11 protein-coding genes are annotated in these 22,640 nt (G+C 41.9%); all 11 read left to right on the top strand.

What is annotated here, in order from left to right:
* The first annotated feature begins 64 nt into the window (after positions 1–64).
* On the top strand, positions 65–1,636 hold the full coding sequence (gene asp1 / locus H7U04_RS07750; protein WP_110981094.1) for an accessory Sec system protein Asp1: 1,572 nt from the start codon (positions 65–67) through the stop codon (positions 1,634–1,636).
* Complete coding sequence (gene asp2, locus H7U04_RS07745; protein ID WP_201043254.1) at positions 1,623–3,161, top strand: accessory Sec system protein Asp2; 1,539 nt, start codon at positions 1,623–1,625, stop codon at positions 3,159–3,161. Before asp1 ends, asp2 begins: the two co-directional genes overlap by 14 nt.
* Before the next feature lie 2 nt (positions 3,162–3,163).
* Positions 3,164–3,610 (top strand): accessory Sec system protein Asp3, encoded by a 447-nt coding sequence (gene asp3 / locus H7U04_RS07740; RefSeq protein ID WP_201043252.1) that lies wholly within the window; start codon positions 3,164–3,166, stop codon positions 3,608–3,610.
* The gene (gene secA2 / locus H7U04_RS07735; RefSeq protein ID WP_201059599.1) at positions 3,603–5,978 is read left to right on the top strand and encodes an accessory Sec system translocase SecA2; all 2,376 of its coding nucleotides are present in this window, start codon (positions 3,603–3,605) and stop codon (positions 5,976–5,978) included. The genes asp3 and secA2 overlap by 8 nt, the downstream gene beginning before the upstream one ends.
* Positions 5,979–5,990: 12 nt before the next feature.
* Entirely contained in the window at positions 5,991–7,499 is a 1,509-nt protein-coding gene (gene gtfA, locus H7U04_RS07730) for an accessory Sec system glycosyltransferase GtfA (RefSeq protein ID WP_110981091.1), read from the top strand.
* A complete protein-coding gene (gtfB, locus tag H7U04_RS07725) occupies positions 7,496–8,848 on the top strand; it encodes an accessory Sec system glycosylation chaperone GtfB (RefSeq protein ID WP_110981090.1) in 1,353 nt (450 codons plus the stop codon). The genes gtfA and gtfB overlap by 4 nt, the downstream gene beginning before the upstream one ends.
* Positions 8,841–9,020, top strand: coding sequence for an accessory Sec system protein Asp4 (gene asp4 / locus H7U04_RS07720; RefSeq protein WP_002883547.1), 180 nt, complete (start codon positions 8,841–8,843; stop codon positions 9,018–9,020). The genes gtfB and asp4 overlap by 8 nt, the downstream gene beginning before the upstream one ends.
* Before the next feature lie 4 nt (positions 9,021–9,024).
* Positions 9,025–9,249 carry an accessory Sec system protein Asp5 gene (gene asp5 / locus H7U04_RS07715; RefSeq protein ID WP_002883546.1) on the top strand — a complete coding sequence of 75 codons (225 nt, stop codon included), beginning with the start codon at positions 9,025–9,027 and terminating at the stop codon, positions 9,247–9,249.
* Between the two features lie 35 nt (positions 9,250–9,284).
* Entirely contained in the window at positions 9,285–10,286 is a 1,002-nt protein-coding gene (locus H7U04_RS07710) for a sugar transferase (protein ID WP_048790129.1), read from the top strand.
* Between the two features lie 490 nt (positions 10,287–10,776).
* Complete coding sequence (locus H7U04_RS07705; RefSeq protein WP_201059597.1) at positions 10,777–16,830, top strand: accessory Sec-dependent serine-rich glycoprotein adhesin; 6,054 nt, start codon at positions 10,777–10,779, stop codon at positions 16,828–16,830.
* A 455-nt stretch (positions 16,831–17,285) separates the two neighbouring features.
* A complete protein-coding gene (locus H7U04_RS07700; RefSeq protein WP_201059589.1) occupies positions 17,286–22,640 on the top strand; it encodes an accessory Sec-dependent serine-rich glycoprotein adhesin in 5,355 nt (1,784 codons plus the stop codon).

Raw genomic sequence — 22,640 nt, 5'->3', positions numbered from 1 at the left:
GATGCGTGATCGGTCTGCCCCTCAATCTCAAGTATTGTGATGAAAAGACAATGAAGGAGAACTCATGTATTATTTTATTCCAGCTTGGTATGGACAGACGGATGAATTTTGGAAGACGGCCATTGATCCTTGGTACCGTATCCGCCAAAAAATCGAATTTGATGATAGCTTGCACCAAGTTCGTATTTTTCAGGATGAGGATTTAGCACCTCAGCTTTTGCTTTTGGCCTATCAACCGCATTTGCGTTATTTCCTGCATCGTCATGATGTCTTGGAAGTTGGCTATACGGCTATTTTTGACTTGATTCAGGGTATCACTGATGAAGATATGAAAAACCTTCAAGTGACAGATTTGGAATGGCCAGAAGGATCTACCTTTGTTCACACACCATTTGCTATTGTGGTGCAATGCCAACACAAGCGTTATGCCGAGATTGAGTTCGGTTCAGAAGGCTTTATTGGCATGATTCGCTATTATAAAGATGAGCAAATCATTCGTGAAGACATCTATGATGACCGCGGCTTTATTTCAAGTAGTCTTTATTATGAAGATGGACAACCAAGCTATCGAAACTACCTCAATGCCAAGGGAGTTTGGCAACTCTGTCATTTCTTTGATGGCCGTGGAATTGTAGCCAACCCTCGTACGGAAGGTCGTTTTAATAAGAGTTACTACGGTGAACTTTCAGAAGTTATCTGGGAATTTTTGACTAAATTCTTGGACGAAAAGGTAGAAGCAGAGGACCGTTTTGTTATTGCCTCAGATTTACGCCATAACAAGCACCTCTTTGAACATTTGCCAGCAGACAACACTAAGATTTTGACTTGGTTCGCAGAACGTAATCAGGACGATAGTATTGACACCTATGAAGTCTTTCTGCCGAAAGTGGACTTGTTGATTGCTGACCGTTACGATTACTTGGAGCAGCTTCAGGTTGCCTATCCAGAAGAGGCTAAGAAACTCAAACACATGGCTTCCTTCGACACCCGTTTGGCTTTGGGAACCAGTCAACGTGTCAAAGAGTCTAAAATCTTTTATCAGGTTGACTTCGATCAGTTGGATTTAGAGGCTATTTATCAGGTTTTGGCTTTTGTGGCTAAGTATCCAAAGACACAGGTTGAGTTTGGGGCATTTAATGCCAATCCAGAGCAACTTGGTAGTCTGCAAAATCAAGTGGAAAAAATGATTGAAGAACGATTGAGTCCAGATGCCTTTGAAGAGGTTGTCGAAAGTAGTGGTGCAGAAAATAAATTAGAAGAAAATAATGAAATCGTCAGCCGATTTTCTTTCCAAGACCTGCGTGACGAGACTGCCCTTATCAAGGCCCTTCAGTTTACACGTCTCATTGTCGACTTGAGCAAGGAACCTAATCGTTATACACAGATTGCTGGAATTAGTGCCGGTATTCCACAAATTAACCGTGTGGCGTCTGAGTATGTGACCCACCAAGAGAATGGTTATATCTTGAAGCACTTGTCCGATTTTGAAAAAGGGGCTTACTACTATTTGGGACAGTTGAACAACTGGAACCGTTCCCTTATCTACTCTATTGAGAAAATTAAGGAAAATACAGGAGACCGTTTGGTGCAAAAATGGGAAGATTGGTTGAAGGAGGAGCAGAATGACCAAGGATAATCGTCTGAAGATACTACAAGTTGGATCATCCAACTGGTCAGAAAATCAGGAAATTCCTGAAAATATGAAATGGTATTATTGCAATCTTGGTCAGCTTGAGACCTTACAAGAAACCATCGAAGAAGACGAAATCAAGACTTTCACAGCTGTTATAGTGGACAGTCTTGAAGGTCTTGAGGAATTGATGGCTATTAAAGAGTATTTGATTCCTCACACTATTTTCTTTGATCAAACGATTGAAGTGCCAGATGAGAGCCTCCTTCAGTTTCTGAAGGAAGTTTGTGCTGTGCCGACTGATTTTTCAAATCAAGGACAGTTGCTCTTTACCCTTTCAAAAGCACTCTTTTCAGGCCAATACGGGGATAAGATGTCTCCTTTTACTACCCAGGTTAACCCAAATTTTACTGGTGACGTGACCTACCACGGTCATGAAAATGTCATTTTAAAAGGTGATTATGGTCAAGATTTTAGTCCTGTTTTGGATTGGACCTATAATGTCAGAGCCAGCAAGGAAAATCCTATCGAGCTTTGGTTGGAATTTGAAAAAGAGGAGACTTGCGAGTGTCGTTTGATTCTCAATCTTTTGCCAGAAGGTTCGGTCGCAGGTATTTTTAAGACCTATATCGTTTCAGAAGAAGAAATGCGCAAGGGGGCCATTGTCCTTGATGAGGACATGACCTTCCTCTTGGCTGCTAGTCTTGAAATGAAGGGCAAAGGTCAGATTACAATTGGTGGTCTCCACCAACGTTTGACCCGTTTCCAATTCGGTAAATTTGTACTTGGTGGTGGTATTCTCCACGACAGCAAGCGTCAGGAAATCAACTATTTCTTTTATCCTGGGGATTTCAAGCCACCTTTGTCTGTTTACTTCTCAGGTTTCCGTCCTGCCGAAGGTTTCGAAGGTTTCGGAATGATGAAAGGGATGGGAACCCCATTCTTGCTCTTTTCAGACCCTCGTCTCCAAGGGGGGGCCTTCTACATGGGAACTGAAGAGCTTGAAAATAGTATTAAGGACACCATCCAACATTACTTGGACTATCTAGGTTTTGACAATAGTCAACTCATTCTCTCTGGAATGTCCATGGGAACCTTCCCATCTATGTACTATGGTGCGGACTTTGAACCTCATGCCATCATCATGTCTAAACCCCTAGCCAATGTTGGAACTATCGGTAATCGTGCCAGACTTTTGGCACCAGAGGTTTTCCCGACAGGAATTGATGTCTTGCATTTGCAGACAGGACGCTTGGATAATGAGGGTGTTGAGGCCCTTAATCAGAAGTTCTGGAATAAGTTTGAAAAAGCAGATTTTTCAAACACGACCTTTGGTCTTTCTTACATGAAAGACGAGGATATGGATCCGACGGCCTATGAGGATATTACCAAGTCCCTCTATTATTCAGGGGCTAAGATTCTCAGTAAGGGAACGTCAGGTCGACACAACGATGATTCATATACGGCGACAACTTGGTTTGTCAATTTTTACCGTATGATTTTAGAAAATGATTTTGGAAGGAAGGAGTAAGAATGTTCAGAAACAAGAAATCAGAAATCTTGTGGGGCTTAAACCACAAAGCCTACATGTATGGTTCAAAAATTGTTAAACGCCAAGATGGTTCTGTGCAATTTTACAATCCTTTGGTGCCATCTGGAACGGAAATCCAGTCTTGGGTGGCCATCCAAAACTATCAAGCTGCTCGTACCCAGCCTGCCCTCCCACTTTTGAAAAAGGGGCATAGCTACGACTTGACGGCCAATCTCGAAGCCGTCCCAACTGGCTCAGTCTTTTTGAAAGTCAGCTTTTTGGACCGTTATGGCAATGAAATCAAACAGCTTATTGAAAAAAGTACCCACATGACCTTTATTTACCCTCATGAGGCTTATACCTATCGTATTTCTCTCTTGAGTGCTGGGGTCAAAGAGCTGGATTTCTACAGCTTAAAACTGGAAGAAACAGGAGAAGAACATGTTTAAACAACTGAATCCTATTCTCCCTGTTAAGGAGATACTCAAGGAAATCAACGGCCTAGCCGATGAAATGGCTGGTCTGAGCAACCTTGAGTTGAAAAATAAAACGCAGGAATTTAAGGAGCGTTTAGCCCAAGGAGAAAGCTTGTACGACCTCCTGCCAGAAGCTTTTGCGGTTGTTCGTGAAGCAGATAAGCGCGTGCTAGGTATGTTTCCTTATGACGTTCAGGTCATGGGGGGCATTGTCATGCACCAGGGCCATATCGCTGAGATGAATACCGGTGAGGGTAAGACTTTGACGGCAACCATGCCAGTCTACCTTAATGCCTTGTCAGGTGAAGGGGCTATCCTCGTTACGACCAATGAATACTTGGCTATCCGTGACGCCGAAGAAATGGGTCAGGTCTATGAGTTCCTAGGTTTGACGATTGGTGTGCCTTGTGTGGAAGGCAGTAATGAGATGGAACCAACTGAAAAGCGTGCCATCTATCAATCAGATATCGTTTACACGACCAATGCCAGTCTAGGTTTTGACTATTTGATTGATAACCTTGCTTCTAACCAAGACGGGAAATACATGCGTCCTTTTAACTATGCTATCGTCGATGAGGTAGACTCTGTCCTTCTTGATAGTGCCCAGACGCCCTTGATTATTTCTGGTGCGCCCCGTGTTCAGTCCAACTACTATGGAATGATGGATACGCTTATGACCACCTTGGTCGAGGGTGAAGACTACATCTTCAAAGAGGAAAAAGGTGAAGTTTGGTTGACCACTAAGGGTGCCAAAGCTGCTGAAAACTACCTCGGTATTGGCAACCTTTATGATGAGGAAAATAGTACCTTTGCCCGTCATTTGCTTTTTTCACTTCGTGCCCACTTGCTCTATAAAAAGGACAAGGACTACATCATTCGCGATGGTAAGAAGGGGCCTGAAGTGGTCCTTCTTGATAAATCGACAGGTCGTCTCTTGGAATTGACCAAGCTCCAAGGTGGCCTCCACCAAGCCATCGAAGCCAAGGAATTAGTAGCCTTGTCACAAGAAACCAGAGCCATGGCTTCTATCACCTACCAAAGTCTCTTTAAAAAATTCAAGAAAATTTCAGGGATGACTGGTACTGGTAAGGTTGCGGAAAAAGAATTTCTCGATACCTATGGTATGAAGGTCATTCAAATTCCAACCAACCGTAAGAAACAACGTATCGACTATCCAGATAAGATTTATGCGACTCTGCCAGAGAAGGTCTTTGCTTCTTTAGAGTATGTTAAGCATTATCATGAAAAAGGCAATCCTATCTTGATTTTCGTTGGTTCGGTGGAAATGTCAGAGCTTTACTCTTCTTTACTTTTGCGTGAGGGGATTGCTCATAACCTCCTAAATGCCAACAACGCACCTCGAGAGGCTGAGATGATTGCTGAGTCAGGACAAATGGGTGCCGTGACAGTTGCGACTTCAATGGCAGGACGTGGAACAGATATCAAGCTCGGCAAGGGCGTAGCTGAACTAGGTGGATTGGTCGTAATCGGTACGGAACGTATGGAAAGTCAACGTATTGACTTGCAAATTCGTGGCCGTTCTGGACGTCAGGGAGATCCTGGTATGTCTAAATTCTTCGTCTCACTTGAAGACGATGTGATTAAGAAATACGGTCCATCATGGGTTCACCGTACCTACAAAGAATACGCCATTAATGATCACATTGAGCCTAAGGAACTGACCGGTCGCAAGTATCGTAAATTGGTTGAAAAAGCCCAAGAAGCTAGTGAGAGTTCTGGTCGTACCTCACGTCGTCAGACGCTTGAGTTTGCAGAGAGTATGAACATCCAACGTGAGATGATTTATGCTCAACGTGACCGTCTCATCTACCACAATCAAGGTTTGGACACTGTTATTGACGAGGTTCTTGACGATTTCATCGACCAAGCTATGGCTGAGGAAGATTTCTCAAAAGCGGAAAATCTTTACCATTTCATCTTGCGTAATATCAGCTTCCGCATCAATGAAATTCCTAAGGATTTAGACCTCAACAATCGTGAGCAAGTCTTGGAACTCATCTACCAGTTTGCCTATCGTGAACTTGATGCTAAAAAGCAGGAGTTGAAAACCAAGGAACTTAACGAGTATTTCCAACGCCTATCCATGCTTAAGGCTGTGGATGACAACTGGGTAGAGCAGGTAGACTATCTGCAACAACTCCAAATGGCTATCGGTAGCCAGCAACTCAGTCAAAAGAACCCTATTGTCGAATATTACCAAGAGGCATACAAGGGCTTCGAAGCCATGAAACGTCAAATCAGAAAGGATATGGTTCGTAATCTTCTCCTTAGTCAGGTGCAAGTCACTAAAAAAGGAGATATCATCAGCCATTTCCCATAAAATAAGGAAATTATGACAGTATATAACATTAATTTAGGCATAGGTTGGGCCAGCAGTGGTGTCGAATATGCTCAGGCCTATCGTGCTAAGATTTTCAGGGAAATGGGGCAAGAAGCAAAATTTGTTTTTATGGACCTCATCCTTGGGGATAATATCGAGCATATGACTAGCAAGATTGGTTTTTCAGACGATGAAATCATCTGGCTCCATAACTATTTTACAGATATCAAAATTGCGCCATCGACCATTAGCCTAGCAGAAATAGAGACCGTCTTACCTGCCAATCCTGAGCGCAAGGAAGTTGCTGGTCGCCTCATTCGTTACCATTATCCACAGGATGATATGGTAGTAGCATGTAACCTTCGTGCCACTGATGAAGGTGCGGTGGAAACAGTCAGCTATTTTGTCAACGATAAGCTCTTGCGCAAGGACTTTTACTCTTACACCCGTTACTGCAGTGAGTATTCTGCGCCTAAGGACAATCAAGCCAAGGTTTACCAACGTCGTTTTTATAACGAAGATGGGTCTACAGCCTATGACATGATTGTCGGAGACAATAATCAGGATATCTATCGTTTTCCTGATCAGGTTCTTTATGGTAAGCAAGAATTCCTTCGCTATTTCTTCAAACGTCTAGCCCTAACCAAGGATGATGTGGTCATCTTGGACCGTGAAACAGGTATTGGCCAGTTGGTCTTTGAAGAAGCGCAAGCTGCTCGCCTAGGTGTAGTGGTTCACGCTGAGCATTTTAGTGTCAATCAAACTGATGACAACTACATTCTCTGGAATAACTATTACGAGTACCAGTTTACCAATGCGGACAAGGTTGATTTCTTCATCGTGGCAACTGATCGTCAGAAGGAAATTTTGCAGGAACAGTTCCGTCGCTACACCAACCATGATCCAAAGATTTACACTATTCCAGTGGGAAGTCTGCCTGAATTGGTTGGGCAGGACAAACCACGTAAGCCATTCTCAATGATCACGGCCTCACGATTGGCTCAGGAAAAACACATTGACTGGTTGGTTCGTGCGGTTATCGAGGTTCATAAGACTCTGCCAGATATCACTTTTGATATCTACGGTAGTGGTAGTATGGATGCCAAGTTGCGTGAGATTATTGTCGAAGCACAAGCTGGCGACTATATCCGACTCATGGGGCACGCTGACTTGACTGACATTTATAGCCAGTACGAGGTCTATCTAACAGCTTCAACCAGTGAAGGTTTCGGCCTTACTCTCATGGAGGCGGTTGGTTCAGGTCTTCCGATGATTGGATTTGATGTGCCTTACGGAAATCAAACCTTTATCGAAGACGGGGGCAACGGTTATCTCCTCCCTGTCGCTGAAAATCATGTTGTGGATGTCATCACCAAGTCCTATAAGGATGCCATTATCCGTCTCTATGAAAAAGGCACTATCGAAGCCATGCGTCAAAAATCTTATGACCTTGCCAAAGGCTTCTTGACCAGTCAAGTCAAGGCAGCTTGGAAACAGTTACTTGAGGAGGTACGCTCATGATATTCTTATGTGATTACTACAATCAAGCTAGTAAGGATTTGGCTTACTCACTTCAGGTAGCAGGCTATGATGCCACAACAGTTGTCATCAATCCAGATGGTTTTCTCCCTCAAGGCGCTCTCTCTCCTTTCACCTACTATGTAGAAGCAGAAGAGGAGACTGGCAAACCACGCTTTTTCAACCAAGTTCCTGTGCCAGCCTTTTGGGAAATTTCAGGGAACAATCAGATGGCGCGTGTGTCTAATCTTACCGAAGAACGTGCCCGCATCACCTACCCAGAAGGTAGCAAGGCTCGTATCGTTAAAAGTGTCGAATGGTTAGACAAGTCAGGAAAGATTCGCCAAGTGGACCACTATAACAAATACGGATTCTGCTTTGCCAAAACCACTCATGATGAGAACGGTCAGGCACTCTTTACCAGCTACCAAACCAAAGAAGGCGACGAACGTATCTTGGAAAATCATCTCACCAGTGATATTCTCTTGACTCTACCAGGACAAGCCCTTCGTCGTTTCGCCAACCGTACCGAATTTGTTAAAGCCTTCCTAGCTCAGGTCTTTGGTGATATCGATCACATTATCTTTAATAGCTTGGCAACACCTTTCGTCGTCTCATGGACTATGCAAAATAAGGGTGCCACTGATGTCCTTGTCTGGCAAGAGCCACTGGGTGATATCCTACCAGGCAATATGAATGGTATCTTAGAGGATAATTCAGCCAGAGCCAATGCCATCATCATTCCTGATAAGGTGACCTATGAAAAAGCCTTAACGCTAGTGCCTGAGGATAAAAAACATAAGGTCTTGTCACTTGGCTATGCCTATGACTTCAAGGAAAATCATGGCAAACCTCGTAATGCCTTTATTGCAACCAATTCAGACCAAATTGAGCGTTTAGAAGCCTTGGTTGAGTCACTCCCTGATGTGACCTTCCAGATTGCGGCAGTCACTGAGATGTCCCCAAGATTGCTCTCGATGATGCGTTATTCAAACGTTGTGCTCCATCCAAACGCTAGTCACAAGCAGTTGGACAAGCTCTATCAAGAGTCTGACCTCTACTTGGATATCAATCACCATAATGAATTGTACAAGGCGACGCGAACTGCCTTTGAACACCAATTATTGATTATGGCCTTTTCAGAAACAGCTCATGGACCTGTCTATACAGCACCAGAGCATATCTATGCCAGTCAGAACTATCCAGCTATGGTTGCCAAGATTAAGCAGGTCCTAAGCGACAATCAAGCCATGCAAGAATCTATGCAAGCTCAAGAAGCTCAAGCCAATACTCTGACTGCTTCTGAGTTGGCCGACCGCTTACAATCACTTTTAGGAGGAAATCATGTCTAAAAAAGATTTATTCTACGGTGACGTTGAAGGCCGTATGGAAGAACTCAAGCAAAAGCCTATCACAAAAGAAAAAGAAACCAGAGGAGAGAAGATCAACAAGAGTTTTTCAATCATGCTCGGACTTGTTATTATCATCGGTTTGATCTTCACCCTTATTGGTTTGTTGAGGTAGTCTTATGATGTTAGTATTTATGGTTTTAGCAGTGATTCTTTCGGTTGCCCTTATCGTCCTAGTGACCATCCAACCGCGTCAAACACAGATTTTCTCAACGGATGCCACTAGTAATATCGGTAAACCAAGTTATTGGGCTAGCCAACCGATTCGAAAAATGTTGACCTTGGCTATCAGCATAGCCCTCTTTATCCTCTTACTTATTTTTATGATTGTTTCTTATAAGTAGAGGACTTCCTATCATATAATAGAAAGAAGTATGTCATGCGCGTACATTTTACAAATTTATTTGGCCAGTCCTCACGCAGTGTGGCCTTGATTGCCCAAAATGATACCATGAAGATTGCCAGAGAGCTTGGTGCTAATGAACTAGGAATTTATTTCTATGATAGTAGTCAAGAGCCAGATGGAGAGCTTAATTCCCGCTTTGATGGGATTGTAGCAGGACTAAGTGTTGGAGACATTGTTTTCTTCCAGTCCCCATCATGGAATGGTAGTGAGTGGGACAGCAGATTGCTCCGTAAATTCAAAGCTGTTAATGCTAAGACCGTTATGTTTATCCATGACGTCCCACCTCTCATGTTTGATAGTAACTACTATCTCATGTCTTCTTATATTGACATGTACAATCTCTGTGATGTCGTCGTTGTTCCATCTGAAAAGATGCGTGATCGACTAATTGAGGAAGGGCTAACAGTTGAGAAGATTATCATCCAAAAACTTTGGGACTTACCTCATAGTCTGGACTTGCACCAGCCTGCTTTCCAAAAGAAAATGATTTTTGCCGGAAACCCAACACGTTTCCCACATATCTTAGACTGGAAACAAACGACCCCTCTCCACGTCTACGCAGATAAACAAGAGGATAAGGATTATTCCAAAGTCCACCTCGAAGGCTGGCGAAATAAACATGAGCTTTTGCTAGAACTATCTAAGGGAGGATTTGGTCTGGTCTGGGGAAATTCGGAAAAACCAGAGGACGAGCTTGACTACTATAAGATGAACATCTCTTATAAACTCTCTACTTACTTAGCCGCAGGTCTCCCAGTTGTTGTACCTGACTACCTCTCAAATGCAGACTATATCAAAGAACATGGTCTAGGCTTCGTCGTTTCAAGTCTGGAAGAAGCTGACCGTTGCGTTCAAGAATGTACCGAGGAGCAGTATGCACAGATGGTGGCTAATGCTCGCCACACAGCCTATCTCATTAGTAACGGTTACTTCACAAAGAAACTTTTTATCGATGCTATCATGGCATTAAGCTAATAGATAAAGGATTATCGAAAGGTAATCCTTTTTTGTGACAAATCTGAGCATAAATCTTGACTTTTTATAAATTATTCAAATCATTTTCACTTTAGACTTAAGGATTTAAGGAAGATCTGTCTCTAATTAGGGTTAATGTTAAAAAATAGTCAATAAAAGCCTAACAGATGTAAAGAATTCTCCTAAAATAATTGATTGTAATTGTGTGACAATTTATCAAAAATGGAATTGTTGGATAATTTTAAACCGAACGATAGTCAGCTTAAAAATGAGAATAATAGAAACAAATAGCATAAAATAGAGGGTTTCAACCGTTTGCACATAAAGATAAGGGTAATTGTTTATAGTAATCAGAAAATTCAGAATTGCGAAAACCTTACATTTTTTAGAGAAAATGAGATAAAAAAGAACAATTTTTAGTTAACTTGTGTTATATTATAAATTGTAATTTCCAGATTAGGAAATAACTCATATTTTTTAGGAGGTAAATATGTTTTTTAGACGTAACGAAGGTGAATTCCGCGAAACTGATCGCGTGACTCGCTTCAAACTTATCAAATCGGGTAAAAACTGGCTTCGTGCTGCAACATCTAACTTTGGACTTTTTAAAGTTGTTAAAGGTGGCGCAGATGCTCCGTCAGTAACAGTTCAAAATGTAGAAGAAAAATCTTCTCTTCTTTCAGGTACAGCTCTTCTTAAAGGGATTGCAGCAGCAGGTGCTGTGGCAGGTGGAGCAGTAGCAACTTACACTGCTCAAGCCGAAGAAACAACTGCACCAGCTTTGGAAAGCCAAGCAACTACAAACCATGACGTATTGGCAAACTCTGAGGCGGCTGTATTGAGCGCTGCTCCAGTATCTGAAACAGTAGCTTCAGAAGCTCCAGCAGTAGCATCAACAATCCAAGAGTCTACAAGCTCTTCAGTTGACGCTCAAGCAAGCACAGATGCTTCAGTTTCAGTATCACAATCTGTATCAGCAGAATTGTCACAAGCTATCTCAGAATCTGTATCACTTAGCAAAGTGAACTCAACATCTGAAAGCCAATCACACACTGAAAGCAACAGTGGTTCAAACTCAGAATCATCTTCAGCTTCAGAATCAGCAACTTCAACAGCTGCAACTGCATCAGAAACAGCTACTCAAGAAGATGAAAAAACTATCTTGGATCAAAACGTTTCAGAAGCAGAATTGCTTGTAGGTATCGCTAAAGATTACCAAGCTAAGTTGACTGATACAGCTGCTAAAGCTGAAATCCAAACTGCTATCGCAACAGTTCAAGAAGAAGTTGCTAAATCAACTACATTGCTTGCTGCATCAGCAACAAACGCTGCTTACGCAGAGCAACGTGAGCGCCTTGGTAACGCTGTTGACAACATGATGACTAAGATCACTGACAACGGCTTCACAGGTAATTCAGTAGTTAACGGTGTTGCAGCAGTTACTGCACAGTTGTCACCAATCTCAACAAGTACTAATGGAACGACAATTCCAGTTATTACAGATGCGAACGGTGCAACAATCGAAGATACAGCCTTTAATAAGTCTGGCTATGCTTTGGATCCAAACGCTGATCGTTTCACTTTCGGTGTATGGCAATTCCTTAAGACAAACCACACTACTGGGGCTAAAACAAACTTTGATTACTATGCTACTCTTTCAGTAGACCGTTCAGCAATCACTGGTAGCCTTTCAGCTAACCCAGATGTTTACTTGCGTATCGTTAAGAAGTCTGATGGTTCAGAAGTTTACACTCGTACAATCAAAGCGGGAGAAAGCAATATCTCACTTCCAAGCTACATCACCAACAACAACTCTGATGTAACCAACACTTTGACTTATAAAGGTGCTAACGGCACTGATCCAGGAAACGTTACCTTCTCATTGGTAAATGCGAACCTTGAGTATGAAACACTTCAAATTCGTGATACAAACTACCCAGGTAATGAAAACGAAGACAAGCCAAACGTTCAAACTTCTGTTCCTTATGCAACAGTTGATCAAACAACTCACTATAAGCTTATCCAAGGTAACTCTACTCCAGGTCAACTATACAAGCCTACTGGAAATGAAACAGATCTTGCAAGCTACACACAAACGGGTCTTGCAGGACAACAATTTACAGCTTCAAACAACCGTGATATCCCTGGTTACAAGCATGTAGCTGCTACAACAGATTCTACTCAAAAAACATCTGGTATCCTTGGTAAGGGTGTTATCGGTCAAAAACTGGTCGAACTTCAAGGTGGAGCCAACCACTATTATGTGAAACGTATTTCTGAAATCGTGGATACAAATGGTTCGACTGTAACGAAATTCTATGCCCTTGATCCATCTCAAGTAGGCAACTTTAGCGCAAGTGATGTAGGTACAGAAGACGTATCTAAATACACACTCCTCTACACTAGTAAAGTAAATAAAGCTGGTGAAGAGTGGAAAGCTGATGAGACTAAAGTTACAAGAGTAAACAGCAAAAATGGTGACTACTATATTGATGTTAACGAAACTGCTGGAAGCAAATCACTTGTCATTACTGGTTGGCAGTCTACAACAGAGAAAGTATACCTCGTACACGATGAAACCAAGGTTGCTGAAGGATTTGCAAAACCATTTACGGATGCACCAGATCCTTCATTGACACCATCTGGTAAGGGAAATAACGCTTGGAACTTGATTGCTGGACGTAATGCTGATATTGTTGCAAAATCTAAGGTAACTCAACCAGATGGAAGCATTACTTATACAGAGTTGAAAGGTTACTCTTCATTCTCAAACAACTACTCAATTCCTACTGCGATTAAACCATCAACTGATGTGAACTATTACTTTGAGAAAATGGGTGATTCTGAGTCTGCATCTCAATCACAATCATTCTCAAACTCTGCTTCAAACTCGCAATCCGAGTCAGAAGTAGTGTCTAAATCACAATCTTCATCAGAATCAGAAGTAGTGTCTAAGTCACAATCTGTATCACAATCAGAGGCTGTTTCTAAGTCACAATCAGTGTCACAATCTGAATCAGAAGTAACATCTAAGTCACAATCTGTATCAGAATCAGAAGTAGTGTCTAAGTCACAATCTGTATCACAATCAGAATCAGAAGTAGTGTCTAAATCACAATCTGTATCACAATCACAGGCTGTGTCTAAGTCACAATCAGAGTCTGAAGTAGTATCTAAATCACAGTCTGTATCACAATCAGCTTCTGCAAGTCAATCAGAATCTGTATCTGATACTACATCAGAATCGCAATCTCGTTCTGAATCTGCATCTGCATCATTGAGCCAATCAGAAGTTACATCAGCAAGTGTATCTGAATCACAATCAGAATCAGCTTCTACATCAGCTCAAGACTCAGCTTCAGCATCTGCATCTGAGTCATCATCAACATCTGCACAAGAATCAGCTTCAGCGTCAGCATCTGAATCAGCATCAACATCTGCATCAGAATCAGCAAGTGCGTCTGAATCTGCATCTGAGTCAGCATCAACATCTGCATCAGAATCAGCAAGTGCGTCTGAATCTGCATCTGCATCAGAATCAGCAAGTGCATCTGAGTCAGCTTCAGCATCTGCATCAGAATCAGCAAGCGCATCAGCTTCAGTATCTGCATCAGAATCAGCAAGCACATCAGCTTCAGTATCTGCATCAGAATCAGCAAGTGCATCTGAGTCAGCATCTGCATCAGAATCAGCAAGTGCATCTGAGTCAGCATCTGCTTCAGAATCAACAAGTGCATCTGAGTCAGTTTCAACTTCAGAATCTATCTCAGTTTCACTTTCACTCTCTGAGTCAACTTCAATTGTTACAAATAACTCAGAATCTGAATCAACATCTTCTTCTGAGTCAGCATCTACATCTGAGTCAGCTTCATTGAGTGATTCAGAATCAGCAAGTGCATCTGAGTCAGCATCTGCATCAGAATCAGCAAGCACATCTGAGTCAGCGTCTGCATCAGAATCAGCAAGCACATCAGCTTCAGCATCTGCATCAGAATCAGCAAGCGCATCTGAGTCAGCATCTGCATCAGAATCAGCAAGTGCATCTGAGTCAGCATCTGCATCAGAATCAGCAAGCTCTTCAGAATCAACTTCTGTATCTGAATCAGTATCAGCTTCTGAATCTTACTCAGCATCTGCTAGCCTTTCAGAATCTACATCAACTTCAACTTCAGTTTCAGAATCACTTTCAAGCTCAGAATCTACATCAGCTTCAATTTCTGAATCAATGTCTGAAAGTGAAACTCCTAAAGTTGGTGAAGTAATCATTACTTACATCCGTGAGAATGATGGTAAAGAAATCCAAAAACCACGTCAAGACACACCAAACTCACCATATGACACTCCATATAACACAACTGAGGAAGGTGAAAAACCTAACACAATCAAGACTCCTGATGGTAAGACATACAAGATCGTACCAAAAGGTGACTACCCAGTAGGTAAAGTTGACGGCGATGGACACCTTGAATCATCTGATCCAATTAAAGGTAAAGTTGATAAACCTAAATCAACAATCACTTACGTTTATAAAGAAGTGAAAGGTAATGTTTACGTTCACTATGTAGACACTGAAGGTAAGACAATCAAAGCATCTGTAACAGATGAAAAAGACCAACCAGTTGATAAAGACTACGATACAGTTGTAGATAACCGTCCACAAGAAATCGAATTCGAAGGTAAGACATACGAATTGGTACCAGCAGGTAACTACAAAGTAGGTCAAGTCGACGAACAAGGTCACTGGACAGGTGATGACGCTACAACAGGTAAAGTTATCGAAGGCGACAAGAACGTAACTTACGTCTACAAACTTAAAGAACAACCAGCACAACCTAAGGGTAATGTATATGTTCACTATGTAGACACTGAAGGTAAGACAATTAAAGCATCTGTAACAGATGAATTGGCACAACCAGTAGGTAAAGACTACGATACAGTTGTAGATAACCGTCCAAAAGAAATCGAATTCGAAGGTAAGACATACGAATTGGTACCAGCAGGTAACTACAAAGTAGGTCAAGTCGACGAACAAGGTCACTGGACAGGTGATGACGCTACAACAGGTAAAGTTATCGAAGGCGATAAGAATGTAACTTACGTTTACCAACTTAAAGAACAACCAGTACAACCTAAGGGTAATGTATATGTTCACTACGTAGACACTGAAGGTAACACAATCAAAGCATCTGTAACAGATGAAAAAGATCAACCAGTAGGTAAAGACTACGATACAGTTGTAGATAACCGTCCAAAAGAAATCGAATTCCAAGGTAAGACATACGAATTGGTACCAGCAGGTAACTACAAAGTAGGTCAAGTCGACGAACAAGGTCATTGGACAGGTGATGACGCTACAACAGGTAAAGTTATCGAAGGTGACAAGAACGTAACTTACGTCTACAAACTTAAAGAAGATCCAACGAAACCTAAAGAAGGTGACGTAATCATCACTTACGTAGACGAAAAAGGTAAAGAAATCAAGAAACCTCGTCAAGACACACCAAACTCACCATATGATACTCCATATAACACAACTGAGGAAGGTGAAAAACCTAAGACAATCAAGACTCCAGACGGTAAGACATACAAGATCGTACCGAAAGGTGACTACCCAGTAGGTAAAGTTGATGGCGATGGACACCTTGAATCATCTGACCCAATTAAAGGTAAAGTTGATAAACCACGTTCAATCATCACTTACGTCTACAAAGAAGTGAAGGGTGACGTTTACGTTCACTATAAAGATACTGAAGGTAACACAATCAAGACTTCAGTTGTTGATGAAAAAGATCAACCAGTCGATAAAGACTACGATACAGTAGTAGACAATCGTCCTAAGACTATCACAACAACTGATGGTAAAGTTTACGAATTGGTACCAGCAGGTAACTACACTGTAGGTAAAGTTGATGGACAAGGTCACCTTGAGTCATCAGACGCTACAACAGGTAAAGTTATCGAAGGACGTAAAGATGTTACTTACATCTACAAACTTAAAGAACAACCAGCACAACCTAAGGGTAATGTTTACGTTCACTATGTAGATGAAAATGGTAACACTATCAAACAATCTGTAACAGATGAATTTGGTCAACCAGTAGGTAAAGATTACGATACAGTAATTGATAACCGTCCTAAGACAATTGTTACTGCTGATGGTAAAGTTTACGAATTGGTACCACAAGGTAACTACCCAGTAGGTTCTGTAGACGGTGATGGTCACTTGACTACAACTGACCCAGTAACTGGTAAAGTTATCGAAGGTGATAAGAACGTAACTTACGTTTACAAACTTGTTGATACAACTCCAGAAAAACCAGTAACACCAACTCCAGGTAAACCTGAACAACCAACTCCAGGTAAACCAGTTGATCCAGCTCCTAAAGCTCCAGCTAAAGCTACTCCAGTTAAACCTGCACAAGAAATGGCACAATTGCCAAACACTGGTGAAGAGTCTAATGTAGCAGCTACAGCAGCTCTTGGATTGCTTGCAACTGCATCTGGATTGGCTCTTGCGGCAAAACGCAAAAAAACTGAGGAATAATATTCCTTCGACTTACCCCTAAAACTTATGAGTGACTAGTCCTAATAAAAACTAACTACTCTTAAGTAAGAATAAGCCGATTAGCTTCGTTCTAAAAAAGACACATTCCGATATGGGATGTGTCTTTTTGTCGTGTTTGAAAATGAGAGAGGGTGTCTTAAATGTTAGTCTAAGTCTCATTTAGGCTTAGTATTAGAGAGTAAAGGCTTAGTTTAGTAAGCTAAAATCTTAGATGTGGAAGAAGTATACTTTGAATTTTAAGACAACTTTAAGTTTTGTTTTGTAAAATGTAAGATGGGTGAAAATGCTATGAAACAAGCATTTTCAATATTTATACAGCATAAAGCGTTTGCAATCGTTTTTGAGGGAAATAATAGTTTATATTAGAACTTACAAGAATTTTATGATAAAATTTATCGGTGAGTTTTAATTCATAAAACAAGAATGGAGTAGATATGTTTTTTAGAAGGAACGAAGGGGAATATCGCGAAACTGATCGCGTGACTCGTTTTAAATTGATTAAATCAGGTAAGCAATGGCTTCGTGCTGCGACATCTAACTTTGGACTTTTCAAGGTCGTTAAAGGTGGGGCAGACGCACCATCAGTTTCAGCACAAAGTGTTGAAGAGAAAACACCGCTTCTATCAGGGCAAGCTCTCCTTAAAGGGATTGCAGCAGCGGGTGCAGTGGCTGGAGGTGCAGTGGCAACTTATACAGCCCAAGCGGAAGAAACGACAACTCCAGCTTTGGAAAGCCAAGTAACTGCTAATCAGGATGTGGCGGTCAACTCTGAGTCAGTTGTATTGAGTGTGGCACCAGTTTCTGAAGCTTCAGCAGTAGCATCAACTAGTCAAGAGTCTACAAGCTCATCAGTAGATGCTCAAGCAAGCACAGAAGCATCAGTTTCAGTATCACAATCTGTTTCTCAATCCATTTCTGCTGAATTGTCACAAGCTATCTCTGAATCTGCATCACTCAGCAAGGAGTACTCAACTTCTGATAGCCAGTCAGAAACTGAAAGCACAAGTGGTTCAAACTCAGAATCAGCTTCTGATTCAGCAACTTCTACAAGTTCAGTTGCTTCAGAAACTGCAAGCCAAGAGGATGAAAAAACTATCTTGGATCAAAACGTTTCAGAAGCGGAATTGCTCGTTAATATTGCTAAAAACTATCAAGCAAAATTAACAGACACAGCGGCCAAGGCTGAAATCCAAACTGCTATTACAACAGTTCAAGAAGAAGTCACTAAGTCAACAACATTGATCGCGGCATCAGCAACAAACGCAGCTTACGCAGAACAGCGTGAGCGTCTTGGTAATGCCGTCGATAACATGATGACCAAGCTTACAAATGCTGGTTTCAATGGCAACTCTACAGTGAATGGCACTCCAGCTATCACTTCAAACCTTAACCTTGCGACTGGTGAGACTAAGGTTTATACAGGAACTGGAACAGACTCAAACTATAATGTTCCAATTTACTATACATTGAAAGTGACAAATGACGGGACAAATCTGAATTTTGTCTACACTGTTACATATGTAAATCCTGCAACATCAACCCTTGGAAACATTTCGAAGATGAGTCCTGGATATTCTATCTATAATACAGGAACATCAACACAAACGATGTTTACTTTAGGTAAGGGACTTACTCCTCCAACAACTGTAACGTCTTATATTACAGATAAAAATGGTAACCAAATTGCAAATCCTAAGGCTAATACAACACCAGTAACAACTCAAGGAAATGGTCTCACTTGGTCAAATGGTTTCCAAATGAATGGTTATCAGGCTAAACAAAGCTATGGTCTGACAACAACTTGGACTGCTAAAATCACTGGTGATGATACATCCTTCACATTCTCACCTTATGCAGGTAAGACAGATACGATTGCCGTTAACTTCTTTAATGGTAGTCAGGTTATCGAGTCTGAATCTGAAGCTGATACAACGAGTGCATCTTTAAGTACATCTCAAAGCATCGTAGAAAGTACTTCAACAGTAGAGTCTCAATCTGTATCAACAAGTAAGGTAGAATCTGCATCAGTTTCAGCATCTGAGTCAGAGGTTGTCTCATCTTCTCTTTCTCAATCAGAGGAAGCATCAGCATCCCTTTCAGAGAGTGTTTCAGAAAGTCTTTTTGAAAGTGCCTCAACAAGTGCATCAGTGAGCGCATCACAGTTAGAGTCAAATTCAGTCTCAGCTTCAGAAAGTGCATCAACTTCAACATCTCAGTCTGAGTCGAACTCAACTTCAGCCTCAGAAAGTGCATCAACTTCAACATCTCAGTCTGAATCGAACTCAACTTCAGCCTCAGAAAGTGCGTCAACGTCAACATCACAGTCTGAATCGAACTCAACTTCAGCATCTGAAAGTGCATCAACATCGATTTCTCAATCAATCTCAAATTACGAGTCAGCTTCAGAGAGTGAATCAACATCAGCTTCACAATCCGAATCAAACTCAGTTTCTACTTTAGTGAGTGAATCAACATCAGCATCACAATCCGAGTCAAACTCAGTTTCTACTTCAGAAAGTGAATCAACATCAGCGTCACAATCCGAATCAAACTCAGTTTCTACTTTAGTGAGTGAATCAACGTCAGCGTCACAATCCGAGTCAAACTCAGTTTCTACTTCAGAAAGTGCATCAGTAAGCACATCACAATCCGAGTCAAACTCAGTTTCTACTTTAGTGAGTGAATCAACGTCAGCATCACAATCCGAATCAAATTCAGTTTCAACCTCAGAGAGTGAGTCAACGTCAGCGTCACAATCCGAATCAAACTCAGTTTCTACCTCTGAGAGCGAATCAACGTCGACATCACAATCCGAGTCAAACTCAGTTTCTACTTCAGAAAGTGAATCAACATCAGCGTCACAATCCGAGTCAAACTCAGTTTCAACTTCAGAAAGTGAATCAACGTCAGCATCGCAATCCGAGTCAAACTCAGTTTCAACTTCAGAGAGTGAATCAACGTCGACATCACAATCCGAGTCAAATTCAGTTTCTACCTCAGAGAGTGAGTCAACGTCAGCTTCACAATCCGAATCGAATTCAGTTTCAGCTTCAGAAAGTGAATCAACATCAGCATCACAATCCGAGTCAAACTCAGTTTCAACTTCAGAAAGTGAATCGACGTCAGCTTCACAATCCGAATCAAACTCAGTTTCAGCTTCAGAAAGTGCATCAGTTTCAGAATCACAATCAGTGTCTAATTCCGAGTCAGCATCAGAGAGTGCATCAGTTTCAGAATCACAATCAGTGTCAAACTCCGAATCAGCCTCAGAAAGTGCATCAGTTTCAGAATCACAGTCTGTCTCAAACTCAGAATCAGCGTCAGAGAGTGCATCAGTAAGTGAATCACAGTCTGTATCAAACTCCGAATCAGCCTCAGAAAGTGCGTCAGTAAGTGAATCACAATCAGTGTCTAATTCAGAGTCAGCGTCAGAAAGTGCATCAGTTTCAGAATCACAGTCTGTATCAAATTCAGAATCAGCGTCAGTAAGTGAATCTATTTCAGAATCACAGTCTGTCTCAAACTCAGAATCAGCATCAGTAAGTGCATCAGTAAGCGAATCACAATCAGTGTCTAATTCTGAATCAGCCTCAGAAAGTGCTTCTGTATCAGAATCGCAATCTGTATCTAATTCAGAGTCAGCATCAGTAAGTGCATCAGTAAGCGAATCACAATCAGTGTCTAATTCTGAATCAGCATCAGAAAGTGCTTCTGTATCAGAATCGCAATCTGTATCTAATTCAGAGTCAGCATCAGAAAGTGCGTCAGTTTCAGAATCACAGTCTGCTTCAAACTCCGAGTCAGCGTCAGAGAGTGCATCAGTTTCAGAATCACAGTCTGCTTCAAACTCAGAGTCAGCATCAACAAGTGCGTCTGTCTCAGAATCACAGTCTGTATCAAACTCAGAATCAGCGTCAGAGAGTGCATCAGTTTCTGAATCACAGTCTGCTTCAAACTCAGAGTCAGCGTCAGTAAGTGAATCAATTTCAGAATCACAATCAGTATCTAACTCAGAGTCAGCCTCAGAGAGCGAGTCAACGTCGACATCACAATCCGAGTCAAACTCAGTTTCGCAATCAGAATCGAATTCAGTTTCAGCTAGTGAGTCAGCATCATTGAGTGAATCTCGAAGTACAAGTGCGTCAGTTTCGGCTTCTGAATCAGAATCATTGAGTACATCAAGCTCTTTGAGTGCTTCTGTATTTGAAAGCCAGTCTCAAGCCTTCAGTGCTTCAATTTCTGCAATCATTTCAACTGTTGAATCTATTTCGAACTCGGCTTCAAGCTTCATTTCAGCTAGTGAATCAATTTCAACATCTAACTCAGTATCATTGAGTGAATCGGCGTCATTGAGTGCATCTGTTTCAGGCTCACAATCAGTATCTAATTCTGAAAGTACATCTGTAAGTGCTTCAATCAGTGAATCACAATCAGTTTCAAATTCAGAGTCTGCATCAACAAGTGCTTCAATCTCAGAATCACAGTCTGTTTCAAACTCAGTATCTGCGTCAGTCTCAGTAAGCACATCTGCATCAGTCTCTGCATCTGAGTCAGCAAGCGCCTCAGCTTCAGCAAGTGCCTCAGAATCAGCAAGCACATCTGCATCAGTCTCTGCGTCAGAATCAGCAAGTGCCTCTGAGTCAGCATCAGCAAGCACATCCGCTTCAGTCTCTGCGTCAGAATCAGCAAGCGCCTCAGCTTCAGCAAGTGCCTCAGAATCAGCAAGTGCCTCTGAGTCAGCCTCTGCATCAGAATCAGCAAGCACATCTGCATCAGTCTCTGCATCTGAGTCAGCAAGCGCCTCAGCTTCAGCGTCAGTAAGCGCATCCGCTTCAGTCTCTGCGTCAGAATCAGCAAGCACATCGGCTTCAGTCTCTGCCTCAGAATCAGCAAGCGCCTCAGCTTCAGTATCTGCATCAGAATCATCAAGTGCCTCTGCGTCAGCCTCTGCGTCAGAATCAGCAAGCGCTTCAGCATCTGCATCAGAATCAGCAAGCACATCAGCTTCAGTATCTGCATCAGAATCAGCAAGCGCCTCTGAGTCAGCCTCTGCGTCAGAATCATCAAGCGCATCCGCTTCAGCATCTGCATCAGAGTCAGCAAGCACATCGGCTTCAGTCTCTACCTCTGAGTCAGCAAGTGTGTCAGCTTCAGCCTCTGCATCAGAATCAGCAAGCACATCCGCTTCAGTATCTGCATCAGAATCATCAAGCGCATCTGAGTCAGCCTCTGCGTCAGAATCAGCTTCAGCAAGTGCCTCAGCGTCAGCAAGCACATCCGCTTCAGTCTCTGCGTCAGAATCATCAAGCGCATCTGAGTCAGAATCTGTATCAGAATCTGTATCAGAATCAGTAAGTGCATCTGAGTCAGTTTCAACTTCAGAATCTATCTCTGTTTCAACTTCAATCTCTGAATCACTTTCAAACATTGTAAATCATTCAGAATCCGCTTCATCAAGCGTTTCAGAATCAGAGTCAGCATCTACATCAGCATTCTTGAGTGCCTCTGAAAGCACAAGTGCTTCAACAAGTATCTCAACGTCATTGAGTACATCAGCAAGTCTTTCAGCCTCTGCATCAACAAGTGCTTCAGTGTCAGCCTCAATGAGTGCATCAGAATCAACTTCTGAAGTGAAGGATCCTAAGCACAAACGTGGTAGTCAAGCGCTTCCTAAGACTGGTGAGGAAAACTCATCATTAGGTATGGCCTTGGGTGCTTTGGCAACTGCAACTGGTCTTGGATTTCTTGCCAAACGTAAGAAAGATGAAGAAGAAAGTGAAGACTTCTAA

The organism is Streptococcus sp. 22.1 (assembly GCF_016648645.1).
Lineage (GTDB): Bacteria > Bacillota > Bacilli > Lactobacillales > Streptococcaceae > Streptococcus.
Note: the sequence above shows the minus strand (reverse complement) of the source record. Positions and strands in the feature narration are given on the sequence as shown.